We start from the raw sequence: 18,244 nt of genomic DNA, 5'->3' as shown, positions 1-18,244 counted from the left end.
GGGAAAAGTTCACAGGGATTTGCCTGGGCAAAAAAGCGGATCGAATTCGCCAGCAGGTGGTCAATCCACTTAAGCACTTCTCACGCCATGTGCCACACGGAGGTCTACAGATGAACATCCCGATCCCGGCAGAAACGCCTGATCCGAACATCGACAAACCCACCCTGCCCGAGACCGAACCGCAGCCGATTCCCGAACAGGAACCGCCAGGCACCACGCCACCGCCGAAGGAAGAACCGCCGACGACAATGCCGCCCGTCATCGTCTGACGGCACCGCCCCCTTTGTAGGAGCTGCCGAAGGCTGCGATCTTTTGACTTTGATTTTTAAAAACAAGATCAAAAGATCGCAGCCTGCGGCAGCTCCTACAGGGGGTTCGCGGGTTGTTACAGATGCTGGTTTTTCTCGTCTTCTTTCTCGAACAACCTGACCACCCGTGGCATTACGCTGAAAATACCCAACGCCAACAACGTGCTGAGCAGTGCAGTCGCTTCCCTGCCCAACCCCGCCGCCACGCCGATCGCCGCCGTCATCCACAATCCGGCTGCAGTGGTCAGCCCTTTGACATGGCCCTCATCGCCTTCCTTGTTTTTCAGGATGGTTCCGGCGCCGAGAAAACCGATGCCGGCGATCACGCCCTGCAACACCCGGCTCATGGCATCGGACTCCGCCCCGCTGGTTTGCGGCACCAGCACAAACAGCGCAGCGCCGAGCGCCACCAGCATGTGCGTGCGCACCCCGGCGGCCTTGCCCTTGTGCTCACGTTCGAAACCAAGAATCCCGCCGAGCACCGCCGCCATCAGCAGGCGCACGGTGATGCGCGTCAGTTGCGAAGCATCGCCGACATCGGCGAACTCCGCTTGCAGCGTTACCCACACTTCATGCCACCAAGCGTTCATCGCTCCGTCCTTTTTATTTGTCGTTAATGGATGGACAGCAGCGACCATTAATCAGTTGCGCAGAACGATCGGCCACGCGTGCGCCCTAACCTCTCAGGTACCCATGAAAAAAGGACAGCCTCATGCCCGTTCGAATCGATGAATCCAACCCCGAATCAAAAGTGTGTTTTTTCACCGTCGAAAATGGCGAAGAAATTCGTATCTGCGACACCCTGGAAGTCAAAACGGATAGCGAAAAAGCCATGTCGTTCGTGGAAATTGAAAGCCGGCGCGTTTACATCACTGAAGCAGAGGCCGATGCCTTGACCGTCGCCGGCGCGAAAGACGGCCGCAGGCACCTTAAGGCTGACGAGAGTGATTCGGTGATTTGACTGACCCCGATCAACACCCGGTGCAGACGCCTGCGATAGGCGTTTGCGCCTGCGGCTGCGGGCTGCTTCAAGTTGTCGCAGGGCGTCGCTCAGACGTCATCTGATCCGCTTTTTATTCAAATAGCTGAGTCTGTTATGCAAACAGATCGGCGCTCATAGTTCGTTCGCCTGATGGAGGCTGATGAGCGAATGACCATGAGCGAACAAATCCCCGTCCGAACCGTAGAAGCAAGCCCCACCATTAAAAATGTGCCAGGTCGCCCAATGAAGGCGAAGGCCGGCTCCACCGACAAGCAGATCCACACCCGCAGTTTCACCGGGCTGTTCCGCCGCCTGCGCATCAGCGGCGCAGGTTTTCTGTTTTTGCTGTTTTTCGGCACCGTGTGGTTGAACTGGGGCGGTCGTCAGGCCGTACTGTGGGACCTCGCCGAAAGCAAATTCCACATCTTCGGCGCAACCTTCTGGCCACAGGATTTCATCTTGCTCTCGGCGCTGCTGATCATTGCTGCGTTCGGTCTGTTCGCCATTACCGTGTTCGCTGGTCGGGTCTGGTGCGGTTACACCTGCCCGCAGAGCTCGTGGACATGGATTTTCATGTGGTGCGAGAAAGTCACCGAAGGCGAGCGCAACCAGCGCATCAAACTGCAAGCAGCGCCGTGGGGCCTGAACAAACTGGCGCGGAGGGCCGCCAAGCACACCTTGTGGCTGGCGATCAGCGTGATGACCGGGCTGACCTTCGTCGGCTACTTCACACCGATTCGCCCGCTGGCCGAAGAGCTGTTCACCCTGCAGATCGGCGGGGTCAGCCTGTTCTGGGTGTTGTTCTTCACCGCTGCGACGTACATCAACGCCGGCTGGCTGCGCGAAGCGGTGTGCATGCACATGTGCCCGTATGCGCGATTCCAGAGCGTGATGTTCGACAAGGACACCCTGGCGATTTCCTATGACGCGGCCCGTGGCGAAAACCGTGGCCCGCGCAAACGCGACGTGAAGCCCGCCGAAGCCGGTCTCGGCGATTGCATCGATTGCCAGTTGTGCGTGCAGGTCTGCCCGACCGGCATCGACATCCGCGACGGTCTGCAGATGGAATGCATCGGCTGCGCAGCGTGCATCGACGCCTGCGATTCGATCATGGACAAAATGAATTACCCGCGCGGCTTGATCCGCTACAGTTCCGAGCGCGAATTGCAGGGTGGCAAGACCCACCTGCTGCGGCCACGGTTGATCGGCTACGTCGCGGTGCTGCTGGTGATGATCGGCGCACTGGCACTGGCTTTGGTCGAACGACCCATGGTCTCGCTCGACGTGACCAAGGATCGTGGGTTGTTCCGCGAGAACGGTCAGGGCCAGATCGAAAACATCTACACCCTGAAGGTGATCAACAAGACCCAACAGCGCCAGGACTACACCCTGAGCCTGGTGGATGGCGACGGCTTCCAGTTACAGGGCAAGACCGAACTGAGCCTGGCGCCGGGTGAGATTGTCGATGTGCCGGTATCGGTGGCGATGACCACCGAACGCCCGGCCAGCAGCTCGCAGACCTTGAGCTTCAAGATCGCCGACAGCGACGAGCCGCAGATTTATAGCGTGGCGAAAAGCAGGTTTGTGGCGCCGATGAATCGCTGAACCTTTAAGATGCAGCTCTCTTTTGACACTGCGATACCTGTGGCGAGGGAGCTTGCTCCCGCTTGAGTGCGCAGCACTCACAAGCTTATGGGGCCGCTGCGCAGCCCAGCGGGAGCAAGCTCCCTCGCCACAAAAAGCAATCCGAATTCAGTCCATCGCGGGATACCGATGAAACGCTACGAAAAATTCGCCGACGACATCGCTGAACTGATCCGCTCCGGCGTCCTCGGCCCCGGGCAGCGAGTGCCATCGGTGCGCTACGCCAGCCAGACCTACGGGGTCAGCCCGTCCACGGTGTTCCAGGCCTATTACCTGCTCGAACGTCGCGGACTGATTCGCGCGCGGCCGCGCTCCGGCTACTTCGTCAACACCCACGCGCCGAGTCCGTTTTCCGAGCCGGTGATCAGTAGCCACGTCAACGACTCCACCGAAGTCGACGTCAGCGAACTGGTGTTCTCGGTGCTCGAATCGATCAAGGACCCGAGCACCGTGCCCTTCGGCTCGGCGTTCCCCAGCCCGACCCTGTTCCCATTGCAGCGTCTGTCGCGCTCGCTGGCCAGTGCCGCGCGGGAGATGGACCCGCGCATGGTGGTCACCGACATGTCGCCGGGCAACCCGCAACTGCGTCGGCAGATTGCCCTGCGCTACATGGTCGGCGGGCTGATGCTGCCCATGGAAGAACTGCTGATCACCAACGGCGCCCTCGAAGCGCTGAACCTGTGCCTGCAAGCAGTGACCGAACCGGGCGATCTGGTGGCCATCGAAGCCCCGGCGTTCTACGCCAGCCTGCAAGTGCTGGAGCGCCTGAAACTCAAAGCCGTGGAAATCCCCGTGCACCCGCGCGACGGTATCGACCTCGGCGTGCTCGCCCAGACCCTGGAACGCCATCCGATCAAGGCCTGCTGGTGCATGACCAGTTTCCAGAACCCGATGGGCGCGACCATGCCCGAAGCCAAGAAACAGGAACTGGTGGAACTGCTGCGCCGGCATCAGGTGCCGCTGATCGAGGACGACGTCTACGCCGAACTTTATTACGGCCAGCAAGCGCCGAAACCGGCCAAGGCGTTCGACACCGAAGGGCTGGTGATGCACTGCGGTTCGTTCGCCAAGAGTCTGGCCCCCGGCTACCGCATCGGCTGGGTCGCCGCCGGGCGCTATGCACAGAAAATCGAGCGGCTGAAACTGATGACCTCGCTCTGTGCTTCGATGCCGGCGCAAGCGGCGATTGCCGACTACCTGCAACACGGCGGCTACGACCGCCACTTGCGCAAATTGCGCTACGCCCTGGAAGAACAGCAAAGCGCCATGCTCGCGGCGATTGCCCGCTACTTCCCGGCCCAGACCCGGGTCAGCCAGCCGGCGGGTGGCTACTTTTTGTGGCTGGAATTGCCGCCGCAGATGGATTCCTTGAAGTTGTTTCAGATGGCATTGGCGCAGGGCATCAGCATCGCGCCGGGGCCGATCTTCTCGCCAACCCAGCGCTTCAGGAATTGTATTCGCTTGAATTACGGCAGCCCGTGGACCGAGGATTCGGAGAAGGCAATGGAGACATTGGGGCGGATTGTGCGGTCGTTCTGACAGTCAGATGTTGCCAGCGATGAGGTAAGATCGCCCAACACAAATGTCAAAAATCAGCCCTCCCCCCCCAAATCAACAAACGTTCCAGAACATCGGACGCACCAATATACGTTCGCTTCAAAAAGCCGTTCAAAGCGCACTGGTGAACAATTCAGCGCTGTTTGTGTAACCCGGGTCAGGTGTTGGAAGCTGTCCTGCGGTGATCAGGACTGCACCTGAGCCAAGTAATGTCGCACTGTGGGAATGACGGCCGTCGCTCAAGTCACCGACACGGATCCACTCATCTTTCGCAGATTGGTAGATTTCGGCGGACCATGGATCATTTACATCGAATGCCCCGCTCCCACCTGTCACAAGCACCTCGCCACTCGCCAGCCTGGTCGCTGTGTGCCGATTGCGAGCAACCATCAACTCAGCCGTCCCTTGCCAAGTGCCATCATTCGGGCAATAGAGGACGCCACTGCGCAACGCAGCCCCAAATGGTTCGCCAGCGCCCCCGGCCAGCAGAACGCGTCCATCTTTGAGCAGTGTCGCTGTTTGCTGCATTCGCGGCGCAGGCAATGCTTCGACTTCTTTCCAGGTTCGACGCTGCGGATCAAAAACAAAAGCGCTACGAAGTGCAGCATTTTCAATTGCCGAGTAGCCGCCAGCAACCAGCACCTGCCCTGAGTCGAGCAATGTCGCGGTGTGATCCATTCTTGCGACAGGCAGACTGGGTACATCCACCCATTGGCCCGTTGACGGGTCAAACAGCTCGACACTATCGAGGACTTCACCGCCGCTGGGCTGCAGATTGTTGCCACCTGTCACTAACACCTCTCCGGAACGCAATAACGTGGCGGTGTGAGCAAAACGCGGCGTCTTCACGTCAGCAGCGGCGCTCCATCGATTGCTGTTGGCGTCATATAACTCGACACTGCGCAGTGTAGTTCCATTGCTTCCGCCTACGACCATGACCAAGCCGGAATGAAGAATCAGCGCAGTGTGAGACCAACGTGGAATACGAAGGGGGGCCGCCGATAACCACATTTGCCGAGTCGGGTCATAGCGCTCAACGCTTGATGTCACCGAGTGCAAGTCAAATTGCATGCCGCCAGGAAACAGCGCATCAAAACGCACGGACGTGAGGGGGGTGAGAGTTGCCCCCACCGTATTGAGCCCTCCGGCTACCAACACTTCCCCGCTCGTCAGCAATGTCGCACTGTGCAACGCCCGCGGCACTGACAGGGGCGCCGTTGGTTCGAAGTTCCCACCTGAAATCGTGTACATTTCGCTGCTCCCGTTTAGCCACGGCGAACAGCGCAATTCGGGAGTCGATTTGCCAATGTCCGTCACGTCTACTCTAGGCGCAGCAGCAAACAGATCAAACTGTCAAAACTGACAGTTGACAACGATACAAAACACAAATGCGTCAGAACATTGGCTCTAACGTCCGCCCCCCAGATCAACAAACGTCCCCGTCGCATAAGAAGCCTTGTCGGACAGCAACCAGACAATCGCCTCCGCCACCTCATCCGGGCGCCCGCCCCGAGCCATCGGAATCGCCGACTCAAGCTTGCTGACCCGATCTGGATCGCCGCTCAGCGCATGGAAGTCGGTGTAGATGTAGCCCGGACGCACCGCGTTGACGCGAATACCCTCGCCCGCCACTTCCTTGGACAGACCGATGGTGAAGGTGTCGAGCGCACCTTTGGACGCGGCATAGTCGACGTATTCGTTGGGCGAGCCCAGGCGTGCGGCGACCGAGGAGACGTTGACGATGCTGCCGCCCTGCCCGCCGTGCTTGGGCGACATGCGCAGGATCGCGTGCTTGGCGCAGAGGATCGGCGCCAGGACGTTGGTTTTCATGATTTTGAGAATGCGGAATTCGGACATTTCATCGACCCGCGACTTATGGCCGACGGTGCCCGCATTGTTCACCAGTGCGGTGACCCGTCCCAGCTCGGTGTCGACCCGGTGAAACAGTGCGATGACTTCGTCTTCGATGCTGACATCGGCGCGCACCGCAATGGCCTGCGCCCCCAGCGCCCGCACTTGCTCCAGCACGCTTTGCGCGGCCTGTTCATCCGACTGATAGTTGATGCAGATCCGATAGCCCTGCCCGGCAGCCAACAACGCCGTAGCGGCGCCGATTCCGCGCCCGCCACCGGTGATTACCATGACTTTATCCATGCTGGCCCTTCCCCCAATGCACACGTAACAGTCGGGGTGAAGAATAACCGTCATTGGGCGGTTTTGCATGGGCTCTGTCCAAGACAAAACCCTGCATGAGACTGAGATGTTTTTTGTGGCGAGGGAGCTTGCTCCCTCGCCACCGTTTGCAGTCAGACAGCCGCCTGAGCCTTTCCACGGGTGAGGTTCTGCATGAACGCGTCAGCCGGCATCGGATGGCCCAACAGATAGCCCTGCAACGAGTCACAGCCCAACTGCGTGAGGAAGTCCTGCTGTACGCCAGTCTCCACGCCCTCGGCAACAATGCGCAAACCGAGTGCCTGCCCCAGCGCCACAATCGCCGAGACGATGGCCGCGTCATCGCTGTCGTGCTCCAGATCGCGGACAAACCCTCGGTCGATCTTCAGTTCGTTGGCCGGCAAACGCTTGAGGTACATCAGGCTCGAATAGCCGGTGCCAAAGTCGTCGATCGACAGGTCGACGCCCATGTCCGACAACTCCTGCAACACCGTCATGCTGGCATCGGCGTCACTCATGGCCGTGGTTTCAGTGATTTCCAGGGTCAGGCTGTTGGCCGGCAGGTGGTGGGTCGCCAGCGCCCGGGCCACGCTCTGTACCAGCCCCGCGTGGCAGAACTGTAATGCCGAGAGGTTCACTGCAATGCGCCAGTCGGTGTAACCGAGCACATACCATTCGCGCATCTGCCGGCAGGCCTCGTTGAGCACCCAGTCGCCGATGGCGATGATCAGGCCAGTCTTCTCCGCCAGATCGATGAACTTGTCCGGCAGCAACATGCCCTGGGTCGGATGCTGCCAGCGCAGCAACGCTTCGGCCCCCACCGGACGACCACTGGCGGCGTCGAATTTGGGCTGGAAATACAGGCTGAACTGCCGGTGCTCCAGCGCGGCGCGCAGATCTTGCAGCAACTGCAGCTGCTTGCGTGCGTTGCTGTTCATCGAGGCATCGAAGAAGCTGTAGCCGTTTTTGCCGCCGCCCTTGGCGTGATACATCGCCGCATCGGCGTTCATCAGCAGTTCCTGAGCGCTTTGGCCATTACCCGGGTACAGGGCAATGCCGACGCTGGCGGAAATCTGCAACTCATGCTCGGCCACGCGAAATGACTGGCCGATCAGGCCGACCTGGCGCGCTGCCAGGCTCAGGGCATCGTTGGGCTCGGTCAGACGCACCAGCAGCACGAACTCGTCGCCGCCAATTCGCGCCAGCGTGTCCTGACTGCGCAAATCCTCACGCAGGCGCCCCCCGACTTCGCGCAGCAACTGATCCCCCATGTGGTGGCCAAAGGCATCATTGACTGGTTTGAAACCGTCCAGATCGATGAACATCAACGCAAAACAGCCGCCCTGCTCCTCGACCTTCTTCATCGCCTGATTGATCCGGTCATCCAGCAGCATGCGGTTCGGCAGGCCCGTCAGGGTATCGTGCAACGCCAGTTGCGTCAGCTCACGGTTGGCCAGGGTCAGCGAATGCGCCAGATCGGCGGTGCGTGCTTCGAGGCGAGCATCGAGAATCGAGGTCAGCAAGGCGATCGACAGCACCGCCAGCGTGGTGATCAGCACCAGATTGTCGAGGCCGTTACCCTTGAGGCCGGCGAGCGTCGCGCCGCAGAAACTGCCTGCGGGAAACTGCGCCGCAGCCATGCCGGTGTAGTGCATGCCGACAATGGCAATGCCCATGATGATTGCCGCACCGCCGCGAATCAGGCGCACATAAGGCGAGTGCTGGCGCAGGCGAAAGGCGATCCACAACGCCGCCGCCGAAGCACCGACCGCAATCAACAATGAGGCGCCGAACAGGGTCGGGTCGTAGTCGATGCCCGGCGTCATGCGCAGTGCCGCCATGCCGGTGTAATGCATGGCGCTGATGCCGGCGCCCATGATCAAGGCACCAAAACCCAACTGCAGAATCGGCAGTTTCGGCTGGCTGACCAACCACAGGGCAAACCCGCACGACAGAACGGCAATCAGCAGCGACAGCGCGGTCACCGGAATGTCGTAGCCCAGTTCGATCGGCAACTTGAACGCCAGCATGCCGATAAAATGCATCGACCAGACGCCAACCCCCATTGCCAGTGCGCCGCCCGCCGTCCAGAAATGCACCGCGCGCCCACGGGCACTGGCAATGCGCCCGGTCAGATCGAGCGCGGTGTAGGACGCGAGGATCGCCACACACAAAGAAATGAAAACCAGGGTGAAGGAATAATGACCGATGAGCATGAAGATTCTCGCGACCACCCGCGCCGTACTGCGTCCATTCTCGGCCGGGCAAATGCGGCGATTGTACTGATTGCGCGGAAGAACGCACTGACAAAGTAATCATTTTGCCATCAACCCGATGAAACGCTTGTTTGATGGTTTTGCAAGGCTCTGGAGCAACCATCACAACCTGTAGGAGCTGCGGCACGCTGCGATCTTTTGACCTTGTTTTTTAAGATCAAAAGATCGCAGCGTGCCACAGCTCCTACACGATTTATTCGGTGGCCAGTTGACCGTCCCACCCGCCCCCCAGCGCGGCAATCAATTGCACGCTGGCAATCAGGCGATTCTGCAGGATATTGAGCACAGTGCGCTCGTTGCTCAGCGCCGTGGCTTGCACCACAACCACATCGATGTAGGCAATCAACCCGGCCTTGTACTGGTTCTGGGTCAGGCGCAGCGAGTCGCGCGCCGCATCCAGTGCTTCCTGACGCACCGCCGCCTCGTCTTCATACACTTTCAGTTGCACCAGATAGTTTTCCACTTCACGGAAGCCGTCGAGCACCGTCTGGCGGTACTTGGCGACGGTCTGGTCGTACACCGCCTCGGTACGGTCAACCTCGGCCGAACGGATGCCACCGTCGAAGATCGGCAAGTCCAGTTTCGGCCCGACCGACCAGAAACGGTTGGGTATGGTCAAAAGATTTTTCGAGGTACTGCTGCTGTAGCCGCCGCTCATGCTCAACGTCAGATCCGGGTAATACGCGGCTTTGGCCACACCGATATTGGCGTTGGCAGCGATCACCGAGCGCTCCGCCGAGGCAATGTCCGGGCGCCGTTCCAGTAGCTGCGACGGCAGGCTCAGAGGAATCTGCGGCAGGTTCGGGATGTTCTGGGTCTCGGCGATGCTGAACTCGGCCGGCGCCTGTCCGGTCAGTACGGCGATTGCATTTTCGAATTGCGCCCGTTGCCAGATCAGGTCCACCAGATCGGCCTGGGTGGTTTTCAACTGGGTCTGTGCCTGCGCCACCGCATCGCGCCCGGAGATCCCGGCGCGGTACTGGTTCTGGGTCATTTGCAACGATTTTTCGTAGGCCGCGACCGTGGCTTCAAGCAAGCGTTTCTGTTGATCGATCACCCGCAGTTGCAAGTAATTCTGCACCAGCTCCGACTGCTGGCTCAGGCGCATCGCGGCCAGATCGGCGAAGCTCGCCTGGGCGCTGGCCTCGTTGGCCTCCAGGCCTCGGCGCAATTTGCCCCAGATATCCGCTTCCCAACTCACGCCCAACTGCGCATTGTAGGTATCGCGAATCCCGCTGGAAGAACTGCTCAGGCTCGAACTGCTGCTGCCGGTGCCCTGACTGGAGCGGGTCTTGCCCACGCTCAGGTCGACATTGGGGTAAAACGCCCCACGGGCACTGCGCACCAAGGCCTGGGCCTGACGGTACTGCGCTTCGGATTGCGCCACGGTCTGGTTGGAGCTGTTGAGTTTCTCGATCAGGCCATTGAGCTGCTGATCGCCATACAGCTCCCACCAGGCACCGCGCGCCAGCGCGTCACTCGGATTGGCCTGGCGCCAGCCCTCGGCCTCTTTGTACTGTGCAACCTCGGCAGTCTGCGGGCGCTGATAGTCCGGGCCGACGGCGCAGGCGCTGAGCATCGCCACGCACAGCGACAGGCTCAACAGGCGCGAACCGCGCGCAGTGGCCAGATTGAGAAGCGAACGGTCGGTCATAGCGGAGTTTCCAGAGCAGCGTCAGTACGCACGCCACGCCACTTGTTGAAGCGGTGGCGCAGCTTGTCGAGATAGAGGTACACCACGGGCGTGGTGTAAAGGGTCAGGACCTGACTGAAGATCAGGCCGCCGATGATGGTCAGACCCAGGGGCTGGCGCATTTCCGCGCCTTCCGCACGGCTGAGCAACAGCGGCAAGGCACCGAGAATGGCCGCCAGGGTCGTCATCAGAATCGGCCGCAGCCGTTGCAGGCAGGCGCTGCGGATCGACTCCAGCGGCGACAGGCCCTGATGGCGTTCCAGTTGCAGCGCCAGGTCGATCATCAGAATGGCGTTTTTCTTCACCACCCCGATCAGCAGGAACAATCCGAGCAGTGAAATCAGGCTGAACTCGCCGCCCAGCGCGTAGATCGAGAGCAACGCGCCGACCCCGGCCGACGGCAAGGTCGAGAGGATCGTCAGCGGGTGAATGTAGCTTTCATACAGCACACCGAGCACCAGATACACCGCCAGCAGCGCACCGAGGATCATGAACGGCTGACTTTTCTGGGTCGCGGCAAACGCATCAGCGGTGCCGGCCATTTTCGCAATCACGTCTTCCGGCAGACCGACCTTGGCAATCGCCCGCTCGATGGCGGCACTGCCCTGCTCCACAGTCACCCCTTCGGCCATGTCGAAGGCAATGCTTTCGGAGGCGAACTGGCCTTCGTGGCTGACGCGGTCGTCCTCCAGGCTGTTTTCGTAATGGGCAATGGTCGACAACGGAATCCGCGCACCGTCAGCGGTAATCACCTGCACCTGATTGAGGGTGACCGGATCCTGCGCGTACTTCTGATTGACCTCCATCACCACCTGATACTGGTTGAGGCTGTCGTAGATGGTCGAAATCTGCCGCTGGCTGTAGGCGTTGTTCAGCACCGCCGTGACCATGTTCATGTCGACCCCGAGGCGCTTGGCCTGATCGCGGTCGACGATCAGCGTTACCTGCTGCGCACCGCGTCCTTCGCGGGCATCAATCGCAGTCAGCTCCGGCAGTGCGCGCAGCGCGGTCACCACTTTCGGGTACCACTCGCGCAGGGCGCCCAGGTCTCCGCTTTGCAGGATGTAGCTGTATTGCGAGGTGGTCTGTTCGCGGCCGCCGCCGAACTGCAGGTCCTGATCCGCCATCAGCATCAACTGGGCGCCGGGGACCTTGGGCATCTCCTTGCGCAGGCGTTCGATGACTTTCTGCGCCGACAGGTTGCGTTCCTTGATCGGTTTCAGGCGCACCAGCATGAACGCGTTGTTGGTGCCGTTGGTGCCACCGATGAACCCGGCCACGCTCTCCACCGCTTCGTCCTTGAGCACGGCGCGGCGGAAGGTTTCCATTTTCGGCTGCATCACGCTGAACGACAGACCGTCGTCACCCCGCACGAAACCGATCAACTGGCCGGTGTCCTGCTGCGGCATGAACGTCTTCGGCACCACCACGTACAGCGCGACGTTGACCCCGACCGTGATGATGAGGCTGAGCAAGGTCAGACGCCGATGGCGCAACACCCAGTCGAGGCTGGTCGCATATTTGCCGACCATCCAGTCGTTGGTCTTGCGGCTCCAGCGTTGCAGGCGGTTTTCCTGGCCCGGCGTATGCGGTTTGAGCCAGCGCGCGCAGAGCATCGGCGTCAACGTCAGCGAGACCACCAGCGACACCACGATCGCCGCCGCCAGGGTGATGGAAAACTCGCGGAACAGGCTCTCGACAATGCCGCCCATGAACAGGATCGACAGGAACACCGCCACCAGCGACACGTTCATCGACAACAAGGTAAAACCGACTTCCTTGGCCCCGAGGTACGCGGCCTTCATCGGTTTGACGCCTTCGTCGATGTGCCGGGAAATGTTTTCCAGCACCACGATGGCATCGTCCACCACCAGCCCGGTGGCCAGAATCAACGCCATCAGCGACAGGTTATTCAGCGAAAAACCGTAGAGGTACATCACCGCGAACGTGCCGACCAGCGACACCGGCACCGCCAGCGTCGGAATCAGCGAGGCGCGGAAGTTACCCAGGAACAGGAACACCACCAGAATCACCAGCGCCACAGCGATCAGCAAGGTCATTTCCGCTTCGTGGAGGGTGGCCTTGATCACCGGCGAGCGGTCCATCGCCAGATTCAGCTTCACGCTGGCCGGCAGCACCGCTTGCAAGGCCGGCAACTGCGCCTTGATCTCGTTGACCGTCTCGATGATGTTGGCGCCGGCCTGGCGGTTGATCACCAGCAACACCGCCGCGTCATCGTTGAAGAAACCGCTGTTGTAACGGTCTTCGACGCCGTCGCTGACCTTGGCCACGTCCTTCAGACGCAGGGCCGCGCCGTCCTTGTAATGGATGATCAGCGACTCGTAATCCTTGGCTTTCTCCAACTGGTCGTTGGCCTGGATCTGCCACAGGCGCTCGCCGTCTTCGACCGAGCCCTTGGGCCGGCGCACGTTGGCCGCGGCGATGGTCTTGCGCACATCGTCGAGCGCCACGCCGTACTGGTTGAGCGCCTGCGGTTCGAGTTCGATGCGCACCGCCGGCAGCGAACTGCCACCGATCTGCACCTCACCCACGCCCTGCACCTGGGACAGGCTCTGCGACAGGATGGTCGAGGCCAAGTCGTAGAGCTGGCCTTTTTCCAACACATCCGAGGTCAGCGACAGCACCATGATCGGCGCCTGCGACGGGTTGACCTTCTTGTAGGTCGGCATGCTGCGCATCCCGCTCGGCAACAGGTTGCGCGAAGCGTTGATGGCTGCCTGCACCTCGCGCGCTGCGCCGTTGATGTCGCGGTCAAGGTCAAATTGCAGAATGACCCGGGTCGACCCCTGGCTGGAACGGCTGCTCATGGTGTTGACGCCGGCAATCGCGCCGAACGAGCGCTCCAGCGGCGTCGCCACCGTGGACGCCATCACTTCGGGACTGGCACCGGGCAGACTGGCCTGGACCACGATCACCGGGAAATCCATTTGCGGCAGCGGCGATACCGGCAACAGACCGAAACTGACACCGCCCAGCAACATGATCGCCAGGCTCAGGAGCATGGTCGCGACCGGGCGCTTGATGAAAGGACCGGAGAGGTTCATTCAGGCCAGCTCCAACCACCAACCCCTGTGGGAGCGAGCTTGCTCGCGAAGAGGCCGGCACATCCAACATCGTCAGTGACTGACTTACCGCTTTCGCGAGCAAGCTCGCTCCCACAGGTCATTTGGTGCTGCAAATTCATACCACCACCTCATCACGGTCGGCATTGGTCTTGCCAAAGCGCCGACCGAGGCGATCGAAGTACAGGTAGATCACCGGCGTGGTGAACAGCGTCAGCACCTGACTCACCAGCAGACCGCCGACCATCACCAGACCCAATGGCTGACGCAGTTCAGCCCCGGAACCGGTGGCGAGCATCAACGGCACGGCGCCGAACAGCGCCGCCAGCGTCGTCATCAGAATCGGCCGGAAGCGCAGCAGCGCCGCCTGATAGATCGCCTGTTCCGGCGCCATGCCCTGGGTGCGTTCGGCGTCGAGGGCGAAGTCGATCATCATGATCGCGTTCTTCTTGACGATGCCGATCAGCAGGATGATGCCGATGATCGCGATCATGCCCAGGTCATTGCCGCTGAGCAGCAACGCCAGCAAGGCGCCGACCGCCGCCGACGGCAGGGTCGACAGGATGGTGATCGGGTGAATGTAACTTTCGTAAAGCACGCCGAGTACGATGTACATGGTCACCACCGCCGCCAGAATCAGCAGCAAGGTGCTCGACAGCGAGGCCTGGAATGCCTCGGCCGCGCCCTGGAACTGGGTCTGCACGCCAATCGGCATGCCGATGTCCTTCTGCACCTGTTCGATGATGTCCACCGCATGCCCCAGCGCCACGCCGGGCGCCAGGTTGAACGACATCATCACCGCCGGGAACTGGCCGATGTGGGTGATCGCCAGTTGCGCCTGACGCTCCTCGACATGGGCCAGACTCGACAGGCGCACCTGCGCACCGTCAGTGGTCTTGACGTGAATCTGGTCCAGCGCCGCCGGCCCGATTTTCTCCCCGGCCTGTGCCTGCAGCACCACGCGGTACTGGCTGGCCTGGGTGTAAATGGTCGAGATCTGCCGCTGGCCGAAGGCGTCGTACAGCGCATCGGTGATGTTCTGCACCGAAACGCCGAGGCGTGAAGCCGCGTCACGGTCGATCACCAGATAGACTTGCAAGCCTTTGTCCTGCAAGTCGCTGGCAACGTCGGTCAATTCCGGTTGCTGCGCCAAGGCTTCGACCAGACGCCCGCTCCACTGGCTGAGCAATTCGGCGTCCGGTGAGGACATGCTGAACTGGTACTGGGTACGGCTGACCCGATCCTCAATGGTCAAATCCTGCACCGGTTGCATGAACAGACGGATGCCAACCAGTTTGTCCAGTTGCGGCTGCAGGCGCGCGATCACCTCGGTGGCGCTCAGGTCACGCTGGCCGTGAGGCTTGAGGTTGATCAGCAGACGACCGCTGTTGAGCGTGGCGTTGTCGCCGTCGACACCGATGTAGGACGACAGACTTTCCACCGCCGGATCTTCAAGAATCACCTTGGCCAGCGCCTGCTGACGCTCGCCCATGGCCGCGAAGGAAATCGACTGCGGTGCTTCGGATATACCCTGGATCACCCCGGTATCCTGCACCGGGAAGAAGCCCTTGGGCACTACCATGTACAGGAACACGGTCAGTGCCAGCGTTCCGATGGCCACCAACAGGGTCAGCGGCTGGTGTTTGAGCACCCACTGCAACTTGCGCCCGTAGGCGGCGATCATCCAGTCGATGAAGCCGCCGCTGGCCCGGTAGAAACGGCCCTGCTCGTGGGCTTCTGGCTCTCGCTTGAGCAGGCGTGCGCACATCATCGGCGTCAACGTCAGCGAAACCACCAGCGAAATCAGGATCGCCACCGCCAGGGTGATGGCGAACTCGCGGAACAGCCGCCCGACCACGTCAGCCATGAACAACAACGGAATCAGTACCGCGATCAGCGACAGGGTCAGGGAAATCAGGGTGAAACCGATCTGCTTGGCGCCTTTGAGTGCCGCCTGCATCGGGCTGTCGCCCTCCTCGATGAAGCGCGCGATGTTTTCCAGCATCACGATCGCATCGTCGACCACGAAACCGGTCGCGATGGTCAGCGCCATCAAGGTCAGGTTGTTGACCGAGAAGCCGGCGAGGTACATCACGCCAAACGTACCGATCAGCGACAGCGGCACCGCCACTGACGGAATGATCGTCGCGCTGGCGCGCCGCAGAAAGAGGAACGTCACCATTACCACCAACGCGATGGCGATCAGCAGTTCGTGCTGCACGTCGGTGACCGAGGCGCGGATGGTCTGGGTGCGGTCGGTGAGCACGGTGACGTCGAGGCCAGCCGGCAGGTTGTCGGTGATGCTCGGCAGCAAGGCCTTGATCCGGTCGACCACCTCGATCACGTTGGCGCCCGGCTGACGCTGGATGTTCAGCAGCACGGCCTGATTCTGGTTGGCCCACGCGGCGAGACGTTCGTTCTCCGCACCGTCGACGATTTCCGCCACATCCTTCAGACGCAGCGGCGCGCCGTTCTTGTAGGCGAGGATCAGGTTGGCGTAGTCCTTGGGCGACGTCAGCTGGTCGTTGGCATCGAGCATCGAGACCCGGGTCGGGCCGTCGAAGTTACCTTTGGGCTGGTTGACGTTGGACGCACCGATCAGGGTGCGCACGTCTTCCAGGTTCAGGCTGTTCGCCGCCAATGCTTCCGGGTTGACCTTGATCCGCACCGCCTGACGCTGACCGCCGGCAATACTGACCATGCCGACGCCGCTGATCTGGGCGATCTTCTGCGCCATGCGCGTGTCGACCAGGTCATTGAGCTTGGGCAGCAGCATGGTCTTCGAGGTGATCGCCAGGGTCAGCACCGGGGTGTCCGCCGGGTTGACCTTGTTGTACACCGGCGGTGCCGGCAAGTCGGTCGGCAGCAGGTTGGTCGCGGCGTTGATCGCGGCCTGCACCTGCTGTTCGGCGACGTCCATGTTGATGTCGAGGCTGAAACGCAGGGTCAGCACCGACGCGCCGCCGGAACTGGTCGAGGCCATTTGCGTCAGGCCCGGCATCTGCCCGAACTGGCGTTCGAGCGGCGCGGTCACGGCGCTGGTCATCACGTCGGGACTGGCGCCGGGGTACAGGGTCATGACGCGAATGGTCGGGTAATCGACCTGCGGCAACGCCGAGACTGGCAGCAAGCGATAGGCAATCAGGCCGGCCAGAACAATGGCCAGCATGCTCAGGGTGGTAGCTACAGGACGGAGGATGAACAGCCGCGAAATGTTCATGCGCCCTTCTTGGCCTTGTCAGCCGCAGCAGCGTCCGGTGCACTGGCGGCGGGTTTGCCCTGCAGGTGGCCGGTCGGGGTGGTCGGCACGTCATTACTGTCGTTGACCACCTCCACTTCACTGCCTTCCTTCAGGCGGTCGGTACCTTCCAGCACCACGCGATCGCCCGCGGCGAGGCCTTCGGTGACCACGGTGTTGGTGCCGTCACTGGCGCCGATTTTCAGTTGGCGGATGGTGACTTTCTTGTCGCCGTCCAGCGCGTAGACGAAGGTGCCGTTGGTGCCGAACTGAATCGCGGCCGACGGTGCCAGCACCACGCCTTTGAGGGTGTCGGCCAACAAATGAACGTTGACGAACTGATTGGGGAAAAGTGATTGGTCGCGGTTATCGTAACGGGCCTTGAATTTCAGGGTGCCGGTGGCGACGTCGATCTGGTTGTCGAGACTTTGCAGCACGCCGCTGGCCTGGATTTTGGTATCGCCGCGATCCCATGCCTCGGCCGGCAGCCTGGCGCCGCTGTGGTAGCGGGCCAATACGGTTTCGAGGCTGTTTTCCGGCAGGGTGAAGACCACGCTGATCGGCTGGGTCTGAGTAATCACTGCAAGGAACGTGGTGTCGTTGGCCGCAACGAGGTTGCCGACGTCGACCTGACGCAGACCGACGCGACCGGCAATCGGTGCGCGGATCTTGGTGAATTCGAGATTGAGCTTGGCGTCGTTGACCGCCGCCTGATTGGTCTTGACCGTGCCCAGGTACTGGCCGACCAGTGCTTCGGCGGTGTCCAGGGTTTGCTTGGCGATGCTGTCTTCCTTGTACAGGCCGCGATAACGCTCGACGTCGACCTGCGCATTTTTCAACTGCGCCTGGTTCTGCAGCAAGGTGCCTTCAGCCTGGAGCAAGGCGTTCTGGTACGGACGCGGATCGATCTCTGCCAGCAAGTCGCCGGCCTTGACCATCTGCCCTTCTTCGAAATTGATCTTCACCAGCTCGCCGCCGACCCGGCTGCGCACGTTGATGGTGTTGAGTGCAGTCACCGTGCCCAGTGCCTTGTAATACAGCGGGAAGTCACCGGTGACCGCCGGGGCCACCCGCGCCGGAATCGGCCCGGCCGCACCGCCGAAACCTGGCCGCATCATCCCCGAACGTCCGGCATGCCCGGTCGCCGCCTTGTCGGCGCCCTCCTTCTGGGTCGAACCGGCGGGCCAGAATTTCCAGCACAGGGCGGCGATGACCAACAGGACGAGCAGGCTGATCAGCCAGCGACGGGCGTTGCGAGGGGACGATTGCATGGATTGATTAACCATTGGGC

12 protein-coding genes are annotated in these 18,244 nt (G+C 61.2%); 4 read left to right on the top strand and 8 right to left on the bottom strand.

Annotated features, from left to right (window positions below):
• Positions 1 to 110: 110 nt before the first annotated feature.
• The gene (locus KVQ82_RS14135; protein WP_003224520.1) at positions 111 to 269 is read left to right on the top strand and encodes a hypothetical protein; all 159 of its coding nucleotides are present in this window, start codon (positions 111 to 113) and stop codon (positions 267 to 269) included.
• A 116-nt stretch (positions 270 to 385) separates the two neighbouring features.
• Here the strand turns inward: KVQ82_RS14135 and KVQ82_RS14130 are convergent, their stop codons facing one another.
• Positions 386 to 898, bottom strand: a complete 513-nt coding sequence (locus KVQ82_RS14130) for an MgtC/SapB family protein (RefSeq protein ID WP_086791075.1) — start codon at positions 896 to 898, stop codon at positions 386 to 388.
• 122 nt (positions 899 to 1,020) lie between these two features.
• On the opposite strand from KVQ82_RS14130, the gene KVQ82_RS14125 reads away from it, so the two are divergent.
• The 3 genes from KVQ82_RS14125 (at position 1,021) to mapR (ending at position 4,473) form a co-directional block, all read left to right on the top strand.
• Complete coding sequence (locus KVQ82_RS14125; RefSeq protein WP_222019208.1) at positions 1,021 to 1,269, top strand: DUF3203 family protein; 249 nt, start codon at positions 1,021 to 1,023, stop codon at positions 1,267 to 1,269.
• A 195-nt stretch (positions 1,270 to 1,464) separates the two neighbouring features.
• Positions 1,465 to 2,895 (top strand): cytochrome c oxidase accessory protein CcoG, encoded by a 1,431-nt coding sequence (gene ccoG, locus KVQ82_RS14120; protein ID WP_108184388.1) that lies wholly within the window; start codon positions 1,465 to 1,467, stop codon positions 2,893 to 2,895.
• A gap of 168 nt (positions 2,896 to 3,063) precedes the next feature.
• On the top strand, positions 3,064 to 4,473 hold the full coding sequence (gene mapR, locus KVQ82_RS14115) for a GntR family transcriptional regulator MpaR (RefSeq protein ID WP_008087199.1): 1,410 nt from the start codon (positions 3,064 to 3,066) through the stop codon (positions 4,471 to 4,473).
• A gap of 129 nt (positions 4,474 to 4,602) precedes the next feature.
• Here mapR and KVQ82_RS14110 read toward each other — a convergent pair whose 3' ends face one another.
• From KVQ82_RS14110 to KVQ82_RS14080, 7 genes are all read right to left on the bottom strand, one after another.
• On the bottom strand, positions 4,603 to 5,742 hold the full coding sequence (locus tag KVQ82_RS14110; RefSeq protein ID WP_108182602.1) for a kelch repeat-containing protein: 1,140 nt from the start codon (positions 5,740 to 5,742) through the stop codon (positions 4,603 to 4,605).
• Between the two features lie 156 nt (positions 5,743 to 5,898).
• Positions 5,899 to 6,645, bottom strand: a complete 747-nt coding sequence (locus KVQ82_RS14105; RefSeq protein ID WP_047294160.1) for an SDR family oxidoreductase — start codon at positions 6,643 to 6,645, stop codon at positions 5,899 to 5,901.
• Positions 6,646 to 6,797: 152 nt separating this feature from the next.
• Entirely contained in the window at positions 6,798 to 8,879 is a 2,082-nt protein-coding gene (locus tag KVQ82_RS14100) for a bifunctional diguanylate cyclase/phosphodiesterase (protein ID WP_222019207.1), read from the bottom strand.
• A gap of 253 nt (positions 8,880 to 9,132) precedes the next feature.
• Entirely contained in the window at positions 9,133 to 10,593 is a 1,461-nt protein-coding gene (locus KVQ82_RS14095) for an efflux transporter outer membrane subunit (protein ID WP_131670347.1), read from the bottom strand.
• Complete coding sequence (locus KVQ82_RS14090; protein ID WP_131670346.1) at positions 10,590 to 13,697, bottom strand: efflux RND transporter permease subunit; 3,108 nt, start codon at positions 13,695 to 13,697, stop codon at positions 10,590 to 10,592. Before KVQ82_RS14090 ends, KVQ82_RS14095 begins: the two co-directional genes overlap by 4 nt.
• A gap of 136 nt (positions 13,698 to 13,833) precedes the next feature.
• The gene (locus tag KVQ82_RS14085; protein WP_041066988.1) at positions 13,834 to 16,935 is read right to left on the bottom strand and encodes an MdtB/MuxB family multidrug efflux RND transporter permease subunit; all 3,102 of its coding nucleotides are present in this window, start codon (positions 16,933 to 16,935) and stop codon (positions 13,834 to 13,836) included.
• Positions 16,932 to 18,239: an MdtA/MuxA family multidrug efflux RND transporter periplasmic adaptor subunit gene (locus KVQ82_RS14080; RefSeq protein ID WP_222019206.1), complete on the bottom strand. Its 1,308-nt coding sequence runs from the start codon at positions 18,237 to 18,239 to the stop codon at positions 16,932 to 16,934. Before KVQ82_RS14080 ends, KVQ82_RS14085 begins: the two co-directional genes overlap by 4 nt.
• Positions 18,240 to 18,244: the final 5 nt, after the last annotated feature.

Origin of the sequence: Pseudomonas sp. AO-1 (assembly GCF_019775695.1) — a bacterium.
Classification (GTDB): Bacteria; Pseudomonadota; Gammaproteobacteria; order Pseudomonadales; family Pseudomonadaceae; genus Aquipseudomonas; species Aquipseudomonas parakoreensis.
This window is presented reverse-complemented; position numbering and strand designations above follow the sequence as displayed.

What these genes read in the sequence shown, in the direction of transcription:
- KVQ82_RS14135 (WP_003224520.1), top strand. Translation starts at nt 111, where the DNA reads ATGAACATCCCGATCCCGGCAGAAACGCCTGATCCGAACATCGACAAA.
- KVQ82_RS14130 (WP_086791075.1), bottom strand. Translation starts at nt 898, where the DNA reads ATGAACGCTTGGTGGCATGAAGTGTGGGTAACGCTGCAAGCGGAGTTC.
- KVQ82_RS14125 (WP_222019208.1), top strand. Translation starts at nt 1,021, where the DNA reads ATGCCCGTTCGAATCGATGAATCCAACCCCGAATCAAAAGTGTGTTTT.
- ccoG (WP_108184388.1), top strand. Translation starts at nt 1,465, where the DNA reads ATGAGCGAACAAATCCCCGTCCGAACCGTAGAAGCAAGCCCCACCATT.
- mapR (WP_008087199.1), top strand. Translation starts at nt 3,064, where the DNA reads ATGAAACGCTACGAAAAATTCGCCGACGACATCGCTGAACTGATCCGC.
- KVQ82_RS14110 (WP_108182602.1), bottom strand. Translation starts at nt 5,742, where the DNA reads ATGTACACGATTTCAGGTGGGAACTTCGAACCAACGGCGCCCCTGTCA.
- KVQ82_RS14105 (WP_047294160.1), bottom strand. Translation starts at nt 6,645, where the DNA reads ATGGATAAAGTCATGGTAATCACCGGTGGCGGGCGCGGAATCGGCGCC.
- KVQ82_RS14100 (WP_222019207.1), bottom strand. Translation starts at nt 8,879, where the DNA reads ATGCTCATCGGTCATTATTCCTTCACCCTGGTTTTCATTTCTTTGTGT.
- KVQ82_RS14095 (WP_131670347.1), bottom strand. Translation starts at nt 10,593, where the DNA reads ATGACCGACCGTTCGCTTCTCAATCTGGCCACTGCGCGCGGTTCGCGC.
- KVQ82_RS14090 (WP_131670346.1), bottom strand. Translation starts at nt 13,697, where the DNA reads ATGAACCTCTCCGGTCCTTTCATCAAGCGCCCGGTCGCGACCATGCTC.
- KVQ82_RS14085 (WP_041066988.1), bottom strand. Translation starts at nt 16,935, where the DNA reads ATGAACATTTCGCGGCTGTTCATCCTCCGTCCTGTAGCTACCACCCTG.
- KVQ82_RS14080 (WP_222019206.1), bottom strand. Translation starts at nt 18,239, where the DNA reads ATGGTTAATCAATCCATGCAATCGTCCCCTCGCAACGCCCGTCGCTGG.